Origin of the sequence: Cochleicola gelatinilyticus, assembly GCF_001637325.1 — a bacterium.
Lineage (GTDB): Bacteria > Bacteroidota > Bacteroidia > Flavobacteriales > Flavobacteriaceae > Cochleicola > Cochleicola gelatinilyticus.
The window spans coordinates 1,139,037-1,156,957 of the sequence record NZ_LRXL01000026.1 but is presented as its reverse complement, the minus strand read 5'-3'; the positions used below and the strand labels follow the sequence as shown (position 1 = coordinate 1,156,957).

Below are 17,921 nucleotides of genomic sequence, written 5' to 3'. Positions count from 1 at the left end.
TTTTGGATAGCAAAAATAACATAAATAAAGAACCTAGTACAACGAATCAATGATTGAAGAAAAAGTTGATGTTTTAATAATTGGGGCAGGTCCTTCAGGATGTGTTGCAGCTGCATACTTACATAAACAGGGACACACCATTCAAGTTGTAGAAAAGAGCAAATTCCCTCGTTTTGTGATTGGTGAAAGCTTATTGCCCCGTTGCATGGATCATTTTGAAGCCGTTGATCTTTTGGACTGTATAAAAGAAAAAGGATTTGAAGTAAAGAAGGGAGCTCGTTTTTTAAAAAACAATGTAGTTTGTAATTTCGACTTTAGTAAAAAACACACAAAGGGTTGGGATTGGACCTGGCAAGTACCCCGAGATGAATTTGATAAAACCTTAACCGATGAGCTTCAGAAAAGAGGCGTGCCTATTTCTTTTGAAGAAGAAGTAACAAATGTAATTTTTAGCGATGATGGAACTTCAAAAACAACGATAAAAAACAAAAACGGGCAGGTAAAGAATATCGCTGCTAAATTCGTGATCGATTCTAGTGGCTACGGAAGAGTTTTACCCAGATTACTTGGTTTAGACAAACCTTCAGCCCTCCCAAGACATGCTTCAATTTTCACGCATGTCACCGATTTACGTCGCCCACCAGAAGAAGAAGGCACCCTTATTACGTTTGATGTGGTAACCGATGAAGCTTGGCTTTGGGTGATTCCATTTTCGAATGGCATAACTAGTTTGGGCTATGTGGGCCCTTCGGAATTTATCGATTCTTATACTGGGACCCCTTCTGAAAAACTACAACAAATGCTGAAGTTGTCCACCCATTATTATGATCGGTTTAAAGATTTAAAATTTAAATTCCCTCCTATTGAAATAAAAAATTATTCTAAATCGGTCACACAATTGTATGGAAAAGGATATGCCTTGACTGGAAACAGTGCAGAGTTTTTAGATCCAGTCTTTTCCTCGGGCGTAACATTTGCTACGGAATCTGCCTTGCGAGCCGCAACATTAGCTTCAGAAGAACTAAATAACAACTTTGTTGATTGGGAACAGGACTATTCAGAATATATAAAAGAAGGAGTTGATGTATTCGCGACATATGTTAAGGAATGGTACACTGGAAATCTTCAAAAATTATTTTTCCATCGTCCTGAAAATCAAGAAATAAAAAAACAAATTTGTGCTGTGTTAGCGGGTTATGTTTGGGATAAAAGCAATCCCTTTGTGAAAAATCATCATCGATTAATAAAAACCGTAGCACATGTAATCGACTTAGAAAATGATGATGCTTCGAAATAAATCTATCATATAAAATAAGTTGAGCGCTATCGAAACTAAATTCGACAGCGCTCAAGTTTAATCATTTAGAATCTTTTTTTTAAGCTTTTAAAATGCTTTCTTCATAAGTAACTTTGCCACCGATTTTCCAGTTTTAACATATCCTTTACCGATTCGGGAACAAATAGTAAGTAGAAGAGTTTACGAAGAAATAACTATTTAAACATCGACACGTACATGAAATTACGAATGCGGTCGACATTTGTTTTAATAAATGAGTACAAATAAAAAATCCCGACCTTTTTCAAGATCGGGATTCACATTTAGTTGGCCCACAAGGACTCGAACCTTGAATGACGGCACCAAAAACCGGAGTGTTACCAATTACACCATGGGCCAATACATTAATGCGGATGCAAACTTAAAACTTTCTTTAGAAAGAGCAAAAATTTTTTACAGAAAAATAAACTCTTTTTTATTTTTTTAGAATAAAACCCTTCTCGAATACGTTAGCATCTTTTTAGAACGGTCACTATACATATTATTAGTAAATTCGCACAATCAAAATTGTACGCATCTATGAGTTCCTTTGCTTTTAAAAAATGGAATATGATTCTGGGCTGGTTTGTCTTCGCTATTGCCCTGATTACCTATTGGTTAACTGTTGAACCTACTGCCAGTTTCTGGGATGCAGGAGAATACATTACCACAGCCAGTAACCTTGAAGTTGGACACCCACCAGGAGCCCCTTTATATCAAATCATGGGAGCCTTCTTTTCCATTTTTGCTATGGAGCCTTCTAATATAGCACTTACCATTAATTTGATGTCGGTTTTTGCGAGTGCTTTTACCATCGCTTTTATGTTTTGGTCGCTTACAATCTTGCTTCAGAATTTAATTCTTAAACATCACGAACAAACAAAAAACAATTCTATTGCTATTCTTGGTAGTGCTGCCGTAGGTGCCCTTTCTTTTGCATTTACCGATAGTTTCTGGTTTAATGCTGTAGAGGCCGAGGTATATGCGATGGCCGCATTATTTATGTCGGTACTATTTTACCTTGCGCTACGATGGGAACGGGAAATGAATACACCACGCGGTGATCGCTGGGTCATCTTAATTGCTTTTGTCATTGGGCTTTCTTTTGGAGTTCACTTTATGGGATTACTAACCATTCCTGCAATGGGCTTCCTTTATTTCTTTAAAAATTATGAAAAAGTAACTGTTCGAAATTTTATAATTGCCAACCTAGTAGTAGTAGCGATTTTATTATTTATTTTTAAATTGTTGTTGCCAATGACATTGAAGTTTTTCAGTGCTTCGGAAATCTTCTTTGTAAATAGTATAGGTTTACCGTTTAATTCGGGAACCATCATTGCGGGACTATTATTTACGGCACTTTTCATCTATTTAGTAAAATTTACCCACAAAAAAGGGTACACCCAACTTAATACTCTCTTACTTTGTATCTTATTTATTTTTATTGGTTTTTCCAGTTGGTTAATGTTGCCTATTAGAGCCAATGCAGGAACGGTTATTAATGAGAACAACCCTAATAATGCAAGAGAATTATTAGCCTATTATAATCGGGAACAATATCCAGAGACTCATCTATTTTACGGTCCTCTTTTTACTGAAACTTATGCTGGACTCGACCCTGATAATCCATATAAGGATGATAAACCAAAATACGAACAAGACGAAAAAACTGGCAAGTATGTAATTGTAAATGATTACGAAAATGCAGGACAGAATCTAGACGATGTACATAAAGCATTTCTTCCTAGAATGTGGAGTGCAGAAAACAGCGCAAGCTATCTCGAGTTCACTGGCGGTCTTGACTTTACCATTAAAAGAGAATATCGAGGAGAACAACAATTAATTGATGAACTCAATAAATTTAAACAGGCTTACAATGAAGGATTGGTAGATAGCGAAGATTACCATAAATTTCTTCAAGAATTTGGACCGGCCTTAGATATAGAAAAACCATCCTTCTTTCAGAACATGAAATTTATGTTCGAGTTCCAATTTGGGTATATGTATTGGCGTTATTTTATGTGGAATTTCTCTGGTAGACAGGACGACATTCAAGGACAATATACCAACCAACATGGTAATTGGCTTAGTGGTATTAAATTTATAGACGAATTACGTTTAGGCTCACAGGACAACCTTCCAAGTGACGCTTTAAATAACGAAGCTCGCAACACCTATTATTTCCTGCCATTAATCCTAGGAATTATTGGACTATTATTCCATTTCAGAAATGACCCTAAAAGCTTTTGGGTGTTGTTAGTCTTTTTTCTATTTACCGGAATTGCCTTAAAGGTATATCTAAACGAACGGGCTTTCGAACCTAGAGAACGAGATTATGCGCTGGTAGGATCTTTTTATGTTTTTGCAATGTGGATAGGTTATGGTGCGTATGCTCTTTACGACATTGCCAAAGGATACCTAAAACCCAAACTAGCTATTCCTGTAGTTTTAGCAGCAACATTACTAGCAGGCCCTGTATTGCTCGCATCTCAAAACTGGGATGATCACGATCGTTCTAACAAATACACTGCACAGTCGATGGCGAAAATGTATCTAGACTCTGTCGATGAAAATGCTATTTTATTTACGATTGGAGATAATGACACCTTTGCGCTTTGGTATGCACAAGGAATTGAAGGCTATCGCCAAGATGTAAGAATAGTAAATACAAGTCTCTTTGCTACAGATTGGTACATTGATGATATGAAGAAAAAAGCGTTCGATAGTGACCCTATCCCTTCGCAATTAACACACGATAAATATAAATGGGGCTCCCGTGACTTCTTGTTTTATCAACCAACAAAACAGGACACAATCGATATCAAGACCTGGATGAACTGGGTAGCGAATGATAGCCCAGTGACCAAAGTAGAATTGAACAGCGGTAAATTCGCCAATACGTTTCCTTCTAAAACCATTCGAGTTCCTGTTGATAAAGAATCTGTACTTAAAAATGGAATTGTAGATCCAAAAGATGCGGATCTCATTGTACCTTATATCGACATTCAATTAGAAGGCGATGTAATTTATAAAAACCGTATGATGATGCTGGATATAATCGCAAACAACAATTGGGAACGTCCAATATATTTTAGTGGTGGAAGCTTTGGAGACGACGATTATTTATGGATGAAAGATTACCTACAATTAGAAGGTGTGGTCTATAAATTAGTGCCAATTCGTACGCCAATTGATCGTAGAAATCCTTTTGACATGGGACGAATCGATGGTGACAAAATGTTTGATATTGTGATGGATTGGGACTGGGGCAATAGTGGTAGTCCAGATATTTACCATGATACTGAAACTCGCAGAAATGGGATTACTTACCGTAGCAATCTCGCCCGTCTGGCTGAAACACTTATTAATGAAGGCAAGAAAGACAAAGCTGAAAAAATATTAGATTTAGCGATGGAGAAAATGCCTGTTGAATACTTCGAATATTATTCCCTATTAGAACCGTTTGTTTTAGGATATTACGAGGTTGGCAGTCCAGAAAAAGGACGTGAACTATATAAGAAAGTAGCAAAAAAATATCAAGAAAAACTAACGTACTATAGTGGTATGAAGGTAAAGAACCAATACCCAATTGCAGATGAAATTATTAGTGATATGGAGCGTTATCGTGGATTGGTCGACGTGGTTATTGTAAAAGATGATGAAGCATTTGGAAGGGAAGAAGCTTCTAAGTTTAACGACTATTTAAAAATGTTCCGTCATTTTTATTCTGCCGATGAAGCCATCGATCCCGATCAGGATATTCCCGTAGAAACAGATATTAATATTCCAATAGATACCGTGGTACAGGATAACACAAATCTTGTTCCCGAAAATTAAACCGTGTTAAAACTTCAATTTGTTACAGTGCCCAAATTTGTAAAACGGATGTTTCCGAAGCGAATCTGGGCATTGCCTTCTAAAGACACTGTTTACCTCACTTTCGATGATGGCCCAATTCCCGAAATCACACCTTGGGTATTGGATATTCTTAAACAATACGGTGCCAAAGCGACCTTTTTTTGTATTGGCGATAATATTGAAAAGCACCCCGAAATATTTAAACGAATTATTTCTGAAGGCCATAAAACTGGCAACCATACGTATCACCATTTAAACGGCTGGAAAACTACGACTGAAGCTTATATCGATACTGTTGAACGTTGCGAAGAAGTGATGATTTCTAATAAGTACGAAGTCGTTTCAGAAGTGGTGCAAAATAAAAAGATAACAGAAATTATAGAGAAAAATTTTCGTCCTCCCTATGGAAAAATATCTTCAAGGCAAGCAAAAATACTTCACAAGAAAAATTTTAGAATTATAATGTGGAGTTTGTTAAGTTACGACTACGACGCGAGTGTTTCCGAAGAGAAATGCCTTCAAAATGTTTTAAACCACATTCAACCTGGAAGTATTGTAGTTTTCCACGACAGCCTAAAAGCATCTAGAAATTTGCGGCACACCCTTCCTAAAGTATTGGATTATATTTCAGAAAAAGAATGGCAGTGCAGTACAGTTTAGAATTTAAAATCTAACTTTTACACATATTCTTTCACCAATCCAATTAAAGTATTGGCATCTTGCTCACCACTTTGGCGCCATTTCATTTCACCGTTCTTGTAGATCATAAGTGTTGGCAACCCCTTTACACGAAGGGCTTCCGCTAATTCATGATTTTTTTCTACATCTATTTTTATAACACGCGCTTTGTCCCCCAAAGCAGCTGCTACATCGCGAAGTACAGGATGCATTCCTTTGCAAGCTTCATCCCAATCAGCGTAAAAATCTAATAAGACCGGCACCGCTGTTTCTATTAATTCTCCGAATTTTGACATCTATCTAAAGTGTTACTTTAATAATGGTAATACAAATATAACATTTCCCGAATATTATACCGTATTGCTGCGTTTTTTAAGTGTAATTACTGAGATTTCAGGCCAGATTCCTACCCGTCCGGGATATCCTAAATATCCAAACCCTCGATTAACATTTATATATCGCCCAAATTCTTCATAAATTCCTGCCCAATTTTCGTAACGATATTTTACAGGACTCCAACGAAACCACCCTGGAATTTCGATCCCGAATTGCATGCCATGGGTATGCCCACTTAAAGTTAAATGGTAATTAAGTTCGTTTTGTTTCACTTGTTCCTGCCAGTGCGACGGGTCGTGACTTAATAAGATTTTAAAATCTTCTTTCGCAATCCCTTGAGAAGCTTTTGAAAGATCTCCTGCTTTTTTAAATCCGCCAGCACCCCAATTCTCAACCCCTACTATTTTTATCTGTTCTCCTGCACGCTGCACCGATACATGCTCATTTAATAAGAGCTGCCATCCCATTTCTTTCTGAATATTCTTTAAGGTTTTTAAATTTAGTTCTTGTGCTTCCTTACTTTCCCAAGAAACATAATCTCCATAATCGTGATTTCCCAGCACCGAAAAAACACCATCTTTTGCCTGGAGCGTTCCAAAAATTTCCTTCCAGTCATTCATTTCTGAAGCAACATTATTCACCAGATCTCCCGTAAAAAAAATGACGTCGCTTTGTTGCTCATTTACAAGGTTAACGGCGTATTCTATCTCTTCTTTATTATCGAAACTGCCGCTATGTACATCGCTTATTTGTGTTACGGTATATCCATCGAATGCTTCCGGAAGGTCATCAAATTCTAAGGTATATGATAGTACTTTATAGTTGTATTTTCCTTTGTACATACCGTAGAGTAAAGAAGCAAACGGAATGGCGGCAACTCCCAAAGCGATGCTGCTTATAAATTTTCGTCTAGAGGGCAAATGGAAACTTTCGTTACTATTCGTTATTTTAAAGTATGCACCTACAAAAAGACGAACTATGTCTTCTCCAAACATAAAAATTATAAGCAATAGTTTTGGAACGAAAAAGGCAAGAAAAAATCCAAAAATATACATCATTCGTGGATTACTACGTGCCTCCCCAGATGAAAGTGCATACAAAAGTAGCCCTAATATAAGCAAAGAAGTGACTACATATAAACCATGCAGCCACCCATTCTTTGTTAGTGTTTTAACAGCTTGAAACGCATAAATATCAATAATTATATAAATTAAAATTGGAATAATCCAGCGGAGCATAAGCAAACTTTTTTTCAAAGATACTATGAAATAGCGTACTTATAGGTTGCGTTAACATCACTACAACAATTTTATTTTTTTATAATTTTAATTGTTTCTGAAACTCTTTCGGAAGTAGTTAAGGAAACAAAATAAATCCCCGGGCCGCCCTGAAGGTTAAATTTCAAGGTGTCGGTATTTACAAATCGTTCAAAAGCAATTACTTGCCCGAGGATATTTGTGATGGTTGTATTAATTTCTGTAACAGGAGCGTCTAATTGAACCGTAAAAGCACCTCTTGTCGGATTAGGATATGCTATAGAATTACTTAATGTATTTTCTGTAACACCCAGTGTAATATCGACTACACGTAATACTACATTGTCTAAATTACATACTACATCAAAGATGTATACCATCCCATCGAAAAATCCCGTGGTTTGCGTAGGGAGGTTACATTCAGTAATACTCGCAGCGGTAATGACCTCAAACTCATCATCAATTTGTGGAGCAAACCCTAATTGAATATCAAAAGTACCACTAAGTCTTGCCGGTGCATTAATGGCGAAAACATCGTATTCAGTATCTGGCGTAGTACCATTAATTTGTAATTGATATTCACAATCTGTGGTAGCATTAAATTGGAGGGGATTTTCAAAAGTAAGCGTTCCCGGACCATCATTTCCAGGTGCTATGATGCTTTCTATTGCATCTGAAGTATTAGTTCTAAAAGATCCAATTCCCGTTACAACTCCTTTCCCTTCAAAATTGGATGAAAAATTAACGCCTCCGGATTCAATATCAAATACGCCTTCTTCATTATTGATTAGGCTCACAAAATTAATTTCTTCTGTCCCTCCAGTTTTTTCAATTAGTCCCGAATTTGAAACAGGGCCAAAAATGTCGGTATCCTCAAGAATTGTTACGGTACCTTCATTGGTGTTTTCCAGAATAGCAGATTGACTTAGAACAAAAGCATCTACAGTTGTATCAAAAACTACCAAACTTTCGTTTCTAAGAATGGTAGCGCTCCCCATAAAAGGCTGTTGGGCGCTTCCAATATTTATAACTGTAAATAGCCCCCTGTTGATAAATGCTGTACTCGTTGTCCCCGTTGCAGCTAATGCTCCGCCTGAAAACTGTACACCTGCTGGACCAGAAAAATTAAAAATAGCATCATCTTCTGGTAGTGTCCTAGCACCAGAATTTAAGATAAACGGACCATCGAGTTGCCCGGCAACCACCCCTGAAATGTTGTGAAGTGCAGCGCCTCCTAATTCAAAATAACCGTCTTGATTTACATTATACTCACCATTTATTAAAGTAGAACTTCCACTTACTTCCATAGCACCGCTAGAAACATTAATGGTGCCGTTGTCATTTTCAAAAGTGGTGTCTATGGTAAAGATTCCTGTTCCGCTATTTTTTTGAATTAGCCCTTCGTTGCTCAATCTTGCATTGAAAGCAGAAACGTCCAAGGTTGCATCTTCCACCGTTAACATTCCAGAGGGTAAAATGCGAATACTAATCTCCTGTAGAAACAATGGTTCGGGAGACGACGCTATAAACATAGTTCCAGTTATATCGATACTTGTAGTAGAAGTGCTTGAGCTACTTATACTTTTAGGAAGCTCTCCTAAGATATTTAATGCTCCGTTAACAGTTACCGTTGAACTTGAACCTACTCCAATATTTCCTTCAAAAAAATTAATTTGAGAAGTGGGAGCAAAAACACCTCCTTCATTCATAAATAATGTACTATTGGAAGTTTTATTAATTGTAGCACCCGCTTCTAAGGTTATGGTATTCGAAAATGCAGTAATAGCACTCGAAGTTCCAATATTTACGACAGAATTTTCTGGTATAATAACATCTTGTAACATTCCATCTGGAATTCCCTGAGGAGACCAATGAAGGGCTTCATGCCAGGTGCCACCACTTGGCCCCACCCAGATCTTTGTTTGGGCGTACGCAGAGAGTTGAAAAATAGCACATAGTACAAGTGCCGAGAATAAGGTTTTGAACGATTTCATAATGTATGGTTTTTAAATAATTATGAAGCGAAACTACTTTCAGAGAAGGTTTTAGGTGTTCCAAATACTGTAAAGCACAAAAAATGGAACTAATTTGAAGCGGATTTCTTAAACTGGGAAGGTGTTTGTCCTGTGATTTTCTTAAAAGTAGTATTAAAAGTTGTTTTTGAATTAAATCCAGCCTCCAGTCCGATAGCAACTAAAGTGTAGTTTGAAAATTCTGGGTTCTGTAAATACCTTTTTGCTTCTGCAACCCGTAGTGAATTTATATAATCGGTAAAGCTTACATTCATCTCCTTATTAAAAATACGGGAAAGATGACTTTTGCTTATTTGTAATTCTTTGGCTAAACTTTCAGAAGAAAATGCAGGATCTAAAAATCGTTTTTCAAAGACCGCTATTCTTTCTATGGTTGATATATATCCGTTTTTAGAGCTTTCTTCAGTAGAAATAGAGATTGTAGCATTCGTATAGGCGCGTAAACGCTCTCGTTGATTTAAAACATTCAGTTTGTGCATACCTATATATCCTAATAAATAAATAGAAAGACTTACCACTATATCTAGAGGTAAGTATGACGCACTATCATCTAATAAATATTGATAAGCATAATAAAACCAAGGAATCAAGGTCGCTAAAATGAAGGTAAATAATAGGGTAAGCCAGAATAATTCGGCGCGTACATTTTTACTTTCATTATCTCCGATATTTCTCTTAAAATTACTAATTCGGTATAGCGATATAACCAATACAATTAAAAAGAGCGGAATGTTTAGAAGATCTCCATAATAATCGCATAGGTCTGCAAGTACATTTAAAACAGGGTGGTTGCTCCAGTTTTTACCTGTGTACAGAGATATAAGCTTATAGGTTAAGGTATTCAGCAGATAAAGGAGAAAAGGTAAAAATAGTGCTTTTTCGAAGGGATGAAACTTCTTAGCCGGATACAAATAATAGGCAACAAAAAAATATAGAAAGGGAGCTTCTAAAAATTCGAATGGGAAATAGAGAATATTAAATTGGTGCCAGGTTATAATTTCTATTTCTTCTAAAAAATATAAAAGTTGTGTTATAGTGACTACTAATACTAAATAGCCTAAAAACTTTGATGCTTTTGTGCTTTTCTTAGTTGTATTAAGCAACATAAAGCCTAACCACAATCCCTGTAAAATAGCAGCTACCACAAAGCTGTAAAAGATATTAATTTCCAAATGTTATGTAGTTTATCGATAAATAGGGATGTCTAAAAGTAGCATTTTTGCTGAAATAAGAAAACGGTTCGCTACGACAAACTTTTTGTATCTTTTCAATCTATTCCTATTTAAATGAAACGACGAAAATTTATACAAAATACCGCAATGACCGGAATTGGTGTTTCGATGGCTGCCGTTACTGTGGCCTGTGGTGAACATTCAGATATAAACACAAAAAAAACTAATAAATCGATGAATGCTTCCGAAGAAACCTCCACTAAACCTAAACCTATAGCTATTTGTACTTGGGCATTTACCAAAGCCAATGAAGCTGCTGGAAAAGCACTTTCTGAAGGGGCCGATGCGCTAACCGCAGCAATTGCTGGATGTGAAGTGGAAGAAGAAAACCTAAAAAACACAACGGTAGGAAAAGGAGGAGCTCCAGATCGCGAAGGAAATGTAACCCTCGATGCTTGTGTCATGAATCCTCAAGGCGATTGTGGCGCGGTAGTATGTGTTTCTACCATCACGAATGTCGCAGCACTTGCACGAAAAGTAATGGAGGAAACTCCGCATGTAATGCTTGCTTCGGAAGGCGCTGAGGAATTTGGATATTCGCAAGGATTTAAAAAGGAAAAGCTTCTTACGGAAGTATCGAAAGAAGCTTGGCTAGAATGGCAAAAAACTAGCAAATACAAACCCATTATTAATATCGAAAACCATGATACGATCGGAATGCTTGCATTAGATGCGAATGGCGATATTGCAGGAGCGTGCTCTACCTCAGGCTTATCGTATAAAATGAAAGGTCGTGTGGGTGATTCGCCAATTATAGGAAGTGGTCTGTTTATCGACAATGAGATTGGTGGAGCTGTCGCTACAGGGATGGGCGAAGAAATTATTAAAACGGTTGGAAGCTTTCTTATTGTCGAATTAATGCGAAATGGCATGTCACCTCAAGAAGCCTGTGAAGAAGCTGTTCGACGAGTGGTTGCCAAGAATAAAAATTATAAAGACTTTCAAGTAGCATATATTGCTATAAACAAAGCTGGAAGCACAGGAAGCTATTGCATTCACGAAGGGTTTACCATGATGAAATATCAAAACGGAATTAACGAAGCGGTTAAATCAGATTTTCACCATTCCTCTTAACGTTTATAACTTAAACGTATCCACCTATTTAATTCGCATTAAAATTCTTGAATTTTTAGTTATCTAAACCATTTATTCTAGATTTCCGTATTACAAACTTAAAAACTTTAAATGCCTTTTTAGTATACTTCGACATTAGGATGCGCATAAAATAGGAATTTTCTTTCAGCTATTTATCAGTAAATCAGACAGATATTAACATTTCTTTAGGATTTGATCCAAAAAATTTTGTAACTTTGGTCTACATAAGTAGGTTGTTCAGCTTAAGCTGATCGATCAAATTTGGGGCGAAAAGTCATCACATCTGTGGTGGCTTTTCTTTTTGTATAAATTGGACATTTTTGGACTGATAAAAAATTTTATAATTAACTGGTTTAATGTACCTTGCTGCTTATATGCTGCCGTAAAAAAGCGACCTAATGCGTAGAGCGAATTACAATACTTTACCTTCAAAATTTAATTGCACGAAACAGTTTCGATGCGTGCTGAAAATTTCAGTAATGCTCCTTTTCTTTACTGGTTCAACAGCGCAGGAGATAACTTCAGCATATGTAGATAGTGTTGTAAATGTTGCTCTTTCAAAAAAAAATTCAGATAAAAACTTTGAACTTCATGAACTCGGGCGTAAAATTCAAGGACTAAATCCCCCTGAAGCTCTCACCTATTTTGAACAGATTGAAAGATTAACAAAAAATGATCCAGAAGCGCTACTTACCTCATACCTTTTTTTTGGCCCCAACCTTAGCAATAATGGAATGGTTGAACGTTCTAAAAAAATTAGAAGAAAAGGACTTCGTTTAGCAAAGAAGATTAACAACATCGACTTCCAATACGACTTTAATCAAAGTTTGTCGAGTCTGTATATTAATTTAAGCGTACCCGATTCGGCTACCTTTTATGCCAATGAAGCTGATAAAATCGCATTAGAATATCCCAAAGAATTTGGTCATTTGCGTTGGCAGATCTTTCAACGTAAAGCAGATATTCAAAATATTTTAGGAAACTATGAAGCACAAGCAGCACTCTATGAAAAAGCATGGCAATCTATGTCAAAATATCCCGAAAATAAAAACAAAGGGTTTCTTTTATATGTACTAACAGATTTCTTCCGAGAACAAAAAAACTTTGAAAAGCAAACGTATTATACAGGTTTGCTTGTCGAATATTACAATGAAAAAAAGGTCAATACTCCAGATTATCATTTTCCCATCGAGTCTGTATTACTTTCTGAAAATTCCCCCGAAGCGATTCGGGACCTTAAACGCGTAATTACACTTAGCGATAGTTTAAATAATTACAATGCGCTCTCGGCCTCCACCCTAACTCTTGCTAAAGCTCTTATAAAAAATAATAAAGGAGCAGAAGCATTGCCATATTTAAAACACACCATAGATAAATTAGAGAACGTTAAGTACAACCTACAAAATTCACAAGGTTACGAATTATTGCAACAAGCTTATGTAAATGCGGGAGACTATAAAAATGCTTATAAGGTACTTACGCATCAGAAAACTATAGAGGACAGTTTGCGTTCAGAAAATATGATTTCTAAAATTGCCGATTATGAGGTTAAATACGATACCGAACGAAAAGAACGTGAATTGGAAAAACAACAAGCTAGCAAAAAAATACTTTACATTTTGCTAGCATCTGGTACTGCATTATTGCTTCTTATTTCCTTTTTTTTACTAAAAAACCGAAAGAAAAATAGGTTGCTTGCAAAGCAAAAAGAAATGCTTGAAATAACAATAGATGAAAAAAATACGTTGCTAAAAGAAACACATCACAGAGTAAAAAACAGTTTTCAGATCGTATCTTCCCTTTTATACCTCCAGTCTGAAAACATGCATGACAAAGAAGCGCAGTTAGCCATTAGAGAAGCTCAAAACAGAGTGCGTTCCATGGTTTTAATTCATCAGAAATTATATAATAAGGATCAATTAGTGGGAATTAACACCAAAGAATATTTCGAAGATCTCACCAAAGATATTTTTGAAAGTCATCAGTTTTCAGATAAAAAAATTTCATACTCTCTCGATGTTGCACCTATGATTTTAGATATTGAAACCATTACACCCATTGGGCTTATTTTAAACGAATTAATAACGAATGTGCTAAAGCACGCTTTTAATGAGGTAGACGAAAAGAGTAAAATGAATATTCAGTTTAATCGTCGAGGAGAAGAATTACACTTACTTGTACAAGACAATGGTCAAGGAATGACGAGCGACATAAAAGAGAGTTCTTTCGGAATAAAATTAATGAAAGCTCTTGCTAAAAAACTTAAAGCAACATTACAAATTGAATCCCCCTCGCACGAAGGGACCCTGGCAACGCTTCACATAAAAAGATTTACACTAATGTCTTAATTATTTTATGAAAACAGTTAACTCCTTAGCTTAAAATTGCTACCTTCCATATATATGTAAAATCTGTAAATTTATTGAAACACCTCAACATTTATATTGCTGAAGATGAACCAATAATTGTCGCCACAATAGAAACAATTCTATTAAAAATGGGACATACAATTTGTGGAGAGGCAGATTCGGTAGTAGATATAAAACAAGATCTCACTAAAATTAAACCCGATTTAGTATTAGTAGATATTAATCTAGAAGGAAATGAAGATGGTATAGATTTAGCAAAACACCTTGATTTAAAAAGCATTCCATATATATTTCTAACCTCTCAAACCGACCCTGAAACGATCGCAAGAGTTAAAACCACCTCGCCCTTAGGATATGTTGTTAAACCATTTACCGAAGCCAGTCTTCAAAGCAATATCGAGATTGCATGGCATACTTATCAAAGTACCGAAAAAGAATATCTATTAATAAAATCTAATGGACGTTTACACAAAGTAGATCAGAGCACTATAAAATATTTAAAAGCATTCGATAATTACTGTTATATATTTACAACCTCAACCTCCTATTTAGTACCCCATACGTTAAAGCATATTTCGGGGAAATTAAACTCAGATTTCTTTATTAAATCACATCGCTCTTATTTAATAAATATTCGAATGGTTACAGGAATAAGCTCAGACAGCGTTCTTATAGATAAAGAAGAAATACCCCTTAGCACAAAAAACAAAGAGCTTTTTACCTTAAAATTAACTAACTGGTAATTAAATCGTTCACTAAAAAAAAGTTAACGTTCACTAAAAATATAAGGTAGAATTGAGGTCAAATCATATTTTTATTCTGAAGAATCAGAGATATTATTTTATTGATCTTAGTTTTAAGTTAATCTAACATGCAAATAATAATTTTGGTTTTAAACAAATCAATTACGTAATCAAAATTGAAATTAAGGTTTTGATTCATTTAAAGAAGTCGCTTTTGAGGAGGAGCGGCTTTTTTTTGTTCAACATGTTATAATATAAAAACAGAAAAGCCCCTTTGTAAAAAAGGGGCTTTTTAAATTTGTAATAGGCAATACTTATTTATTCTGAAAACACCTTTTCTCCACTAGCTTCTTGCTCTTTTAATTTCTGAACAAGATCTAATGCATCTGGAATTACATCGCTACAAAGTATGATTAGCGCTCCCTTTTTAGCGTTATTTACTGCATGTATGATCGCGTCTTTTTCTGAAGGAATTATCGTTGTTTTCTTATTAGGATTCACCATTTTAATACCATCATCTAACATTTTTATAAGTTCTTCCTCTGTCTTACCACGAAGCCTTTTATCTTGGCGAATAATTATTTCATCAAACATATCTGCTGCGATCGATCCCATTTCGTTGTTATCTTCCTCTCTTCGATCTCCAATACCAGCTATTATTCCAACTTTTACACTGCATTCAAGATTGTCTGTAAATTTTTGAAGCGCCCTCATTCCCGCAGGATTGTGTGCATAATCTAGTAACACAGTGAAATTTTTAAATTCGAATAAATTCAAGCGGCCTGGAGTTTGAGCTGCTGAAGGAATAAATGTTTCCAACGCTGCTTTCATATCCTCAATGCTAATACCTCTTACATTGGCGGCAATCACTGCTGCCAAAACATTCTGAATCATAAATGGAGCTTTACCTCCATACGTTAAAGGTATATTTTCAGCTTTCATGATCCGCATTTTCCATGCACCTCGACACAAGGTTACATATCCGTTTTCATAAACTGCAGTAATACCTCCTTTACGCTGCAATGCTTGAATTCTCGGATTATTTTCATCCATAGAAAACAAAGCAAGATTACAATTAATCCCTCGTTTCATTTCGTACACAAGATCATCATCAGCATTTAAAATGGCATAACCGTCTGGTAAAACTGTTTCAGGAACGACCCCTTTTACACGGGCGAGCTGCTCTATAGTATGAATCCCCTTTAAGCCTAAGTGATCCGATGCTACATTTGTTACAATAGCAACATCACATTTTGCAAATCCTAATCCGGCTCTCAGTAATCCGCCACGTGCACATTCTAACACAGCAAAATTTACCGTCGGGTCTCTTAAAACAAATTCTGCACTCGTTGGGCCAGTACAATCTCCGGTCATTAATAATCTATTTTGGATATATACCCCATCACTTGTAGTGTACCCTACTCGATATCCTTTCATTTTAGCGATGTGCGCCATTAACCTACTGGTGGTTGTTTTTCCATTAGTGCCTGTAATCGCTACAATTGGAATGCGACCATTATTACCTTGTTCGGGGAATAATTTATCGACCACAGGAGCCGCAACATTTCTAGGCAAACCAGAAGTTGGCGCTAAGTGCATTCTAAAACCTGGTCCTGCATTAACTTCTAAGATAGCACCTCCTGTTTCAGAAAGGGGTTTACTTATATCGTCGGTCATAATATCGATACCACAAATATCCAAATCAATAATCTTTGATATTCGTTCTGCCATAGAAACATTTGCTGGATGCACGATATCTGTAACATCTTCTGCCGTCCCACCAGTGCTAAGATTGGCTGTATCTTTCAGTAATAATCGTTCTTCTTTTGGCAGCACAGCGTCTAAGGTGTACCCTGCATCTTCAATAATCGTCTTGGTTAAATTATTTACAGTAATTTGAGTTAGAACATTCTCATGCCCATAGCCTCTGCGCGGGTCGCGATTCACAGTATCAATAAGTTCTTGAACCGTCGAAGATCCGTCACCTATCACATGAGCAGGTGTTCTTTTCGCAGCAGCTACCAGTATATTATTAATCACCAACAACCTATGATCTTCACCTTTAATAAATTTTTCTACTATCACACGACGGGAAACTTCTTTTGCTTCATGAAAGGCAGTTAATGCTTCTTCGTACGTATTAATATCTACTGTAATTCCACGACCATGGTTTCCATCGATAGGCTTAATTACTAATGGAAAACCTACATAACGGCACGCTTCTTTTAAACTACTTTCCTTGCTAATAATATCACCTCTAGGAACTTCAATTTCTGCTTGCTCCAATAAGTATTTTGTATCTTCCTTATCGCAAGCCAGTTCTACCCCAATACTACTAGTTTCACTAGTAACGGTTGCTTGAATTCTTTTCTGATTGGCCCCATACCCTAACTGACATAATGAGTATTTATTAAGTCGTATCCATGGAATTCCCCGGCTAGCAGCTTCTTCCACAATAGATCCTGTACTAGGCCCTAAGCGCTCTGCCTCTCGCAACTCTCTCATTTTTTGAATATCCGGCTCAAGATCATAATCTTTCCCTTCAATTAGAGCATTACATATATCTACAGAAGCTTTAGCCGCATACCTTCCTACATTTTCTTCCATATAAGAAAACACAACATTATAAACTCCTTTCTCACCATAGTCCCGTGTTCTTCCAAACCCAGTATCCATTCCGGCTAACGTTTGTATTTCTAAAGCAATATGCTCTATTATATGGCCCATCCACGTGCCTTCATCCACACGTTGAAAAAATCCCCCAGCTTCTCCAACCGAACACCGATGCGAATACATGCTGGGAAATAGCTCTTTTAGACGTTCGCTAAAGCCTGGAACTTTATTAGATGGATACTCTTCCATCTTTTCAAGATCTAGAACCATAACAATTAATTTGTGTCTTCGAACCGACCAATAATTTGGTCCCCGCATTGCATTTATTTCGCGTATTTTCATAAAGGTGAGATTAGTTTAGCATTGTGAAAGATTATAAATATATGACTTTTT

11 protein-coding genes and 1 tRNA gene are annotated in these 17,921 nt (G+C 36.3%); 6 read left to right on the top strand and 6 right to left on the bottom strand.

What is annotated here, in order from left to right:
- Window positions 1-49 precede the first annotated feature (49 nt).
- Window positions 50-1,297: an NAD(P)/FAD-dependent oxidoreductase gene (locus ULVI_RS07265; RefSeq protein WP_068591173.1), complete on the top strand. Its 1,248-nt coding sequence runs from the start codon at window positions 50-52 to the stop codon at window positions 1,295-1,297.
- 306 nt (window positions 1,298-1,603) lie between these two features.
- On the opposite strand, the gene ULVI_RS07260 is transcribed toward ULVI_RS07265, so the two are convergent.
- Window positions 1,604-1,675 (bottom strand) — tRNA-Gln (locus tag ULVI_RS07260).
- Window positions 1,676-1,855: 180 nt separating this feature from the next.
- Here ULVI_RS07260 and ULVI_RS07255 point away from each other — a divergent pair.
- A complete protein-coding gene (locus ULVI_RS07255; protein WP_068591171.1) occupies window positions 1,856-5,152 on the top strand; it encodes a glycosyltransferase family 117 protein in 3,297 nt (1,098 codons plus the stop codon).
- A 3-nt stretch (window positions 5,153-5,155) separates the two neighbouring features.
- A complete protein-coding gene (locus tag ULVI_RS07250; protein WP_241780961.1) occupies window positions 5,156-5,833 on the top strand; it encodes a polysaccharide deacetylase family protein in 678 nt (225 codons plus the stop codon).
- Window positions 5,834-5,850: 17 nt separating this feature from the next.
- Here ULVI_RS07250 and ULVI_RS07245 read toward each other — a convergent pair whose 3' ends face one another.
- The 4 genes from ULVI_RS07245 to ULVI_RS07230 form a co-directional block, all read right to left on the bottom strand.
- Entirely contained in the window at window positions 5,851-6,147 is a 297-nt protein-coding gene (locus tag ULVI_RS07245) for a thioredoxin family protein (RefSeq protein ID WP_068591168.1), read from the bottom strand.
- A 54-nt stretch (window positions 6,148-6,201) separates the two neighbouring features.
- The gene (locus tag ULVI_RS07240; RefSeq protein ID WP_068591166.1) at window positions 6,202-7,425 is read right to left on the bottom strand and encodes a metallophosphoesterase; all 1,224 of its coding nucleotides are present in this window, start codon (window positions 7,423-7,425) and stop codon (window positions 6,202-6,204) included.
- Between the two features lie 71 nt (window positions 7,426-7,496).
- Window positions 7,497-9,437: a T9SS type A sorting domain-containing protein gene (locus tag ULVI_RS07235; RefSeq protein ID WP_068591164.1), complete on the bottom strand. Its 1,941-nt coding sequence runs from the start codon at window positions 9,435-9,437 to the stop codon at window positions 7,497-7,499.
- An 89-nt stretch (window positions 9,438-9,526) separates the two neighbouring features.
- Window positions 9,527-10,648: a helix-turn-helix domain-containing protein gene (locus tag ULVI_RS07230; RefSeq protein ID WP_068591162.1), complete on the bottom strand. Its 1,122-nt coding sequence runs from the start codon at window positions 10,646-10,648 to the stop codon at window positions 9,527-9,529.
- A gap of 114 nt (window positions 10,649-10,762) precedes the next feature.
- Between ULVI_RS07230 and ULVI_RS07225 the strand changes: the two genes are divergently transcribed.
- The 3 genes from ULVI_RS07225 (at window position 10,763) to ULVI_RS07215 (ending at window position 14,915) form a co-directional block, all read left to right on the top strand.
- Window positions 10,763-11,782: an isoaspartyl peptidase/L-asparaginase family protein gene (locus ULVI_RS07225; protein ID WP_068591160.1), complete on the top strand. Its 1,020-nt coding sequence runs from the start codon at window positions 10,763-10,765 to the stop codon at window positions 11,780-11,782.
- Window positions 11,783-12,282: 500 nt separating this feature from the next.
- Complete coding sequence (locus ULVI_RS07220) at window positions 12,283-14,151, top strand: sensor histidine kinase (protein WP_068591158.1); 1,869 nt, start codon at window positions 12,283-12,285, stop codon at window positions 14,149-14,151.
- Window positions 14,152-14,225: 74 nt separating this feature from the next.
- Window positions 14,226-14,915: a LytR/AlgR family response regulator transcription factor gene (locus ULVI_RS07215; RefSeq protein ID WP_068591156.1), complete on the top strand. Its 690-nt coding sequence runs from the start codon at window positions 14,226-14,228 to the stop codon at window positions 14,913-14,915.
- Window positions 14,916-15,233: 318 nt separating this feature from the next.
- Here the strand turns inward: ULVI_RS07215 and cphA are convergent, their stop codons facing one another.
- Window positions 15,234-17,870 (bottom strand): cyanophycin synthetase, encoded by a 2,637-nt coding sequence (gene cphA / locus ULVI_RS07210; RefSeq protein ID WP_068591154.1) that lies wholly within the window; start codon window positions 17,868-17,870, stop codon window positions 15,234-15,236.
- Window positions 17,871-17,921 lie beyond the last annotated feature (51 nt).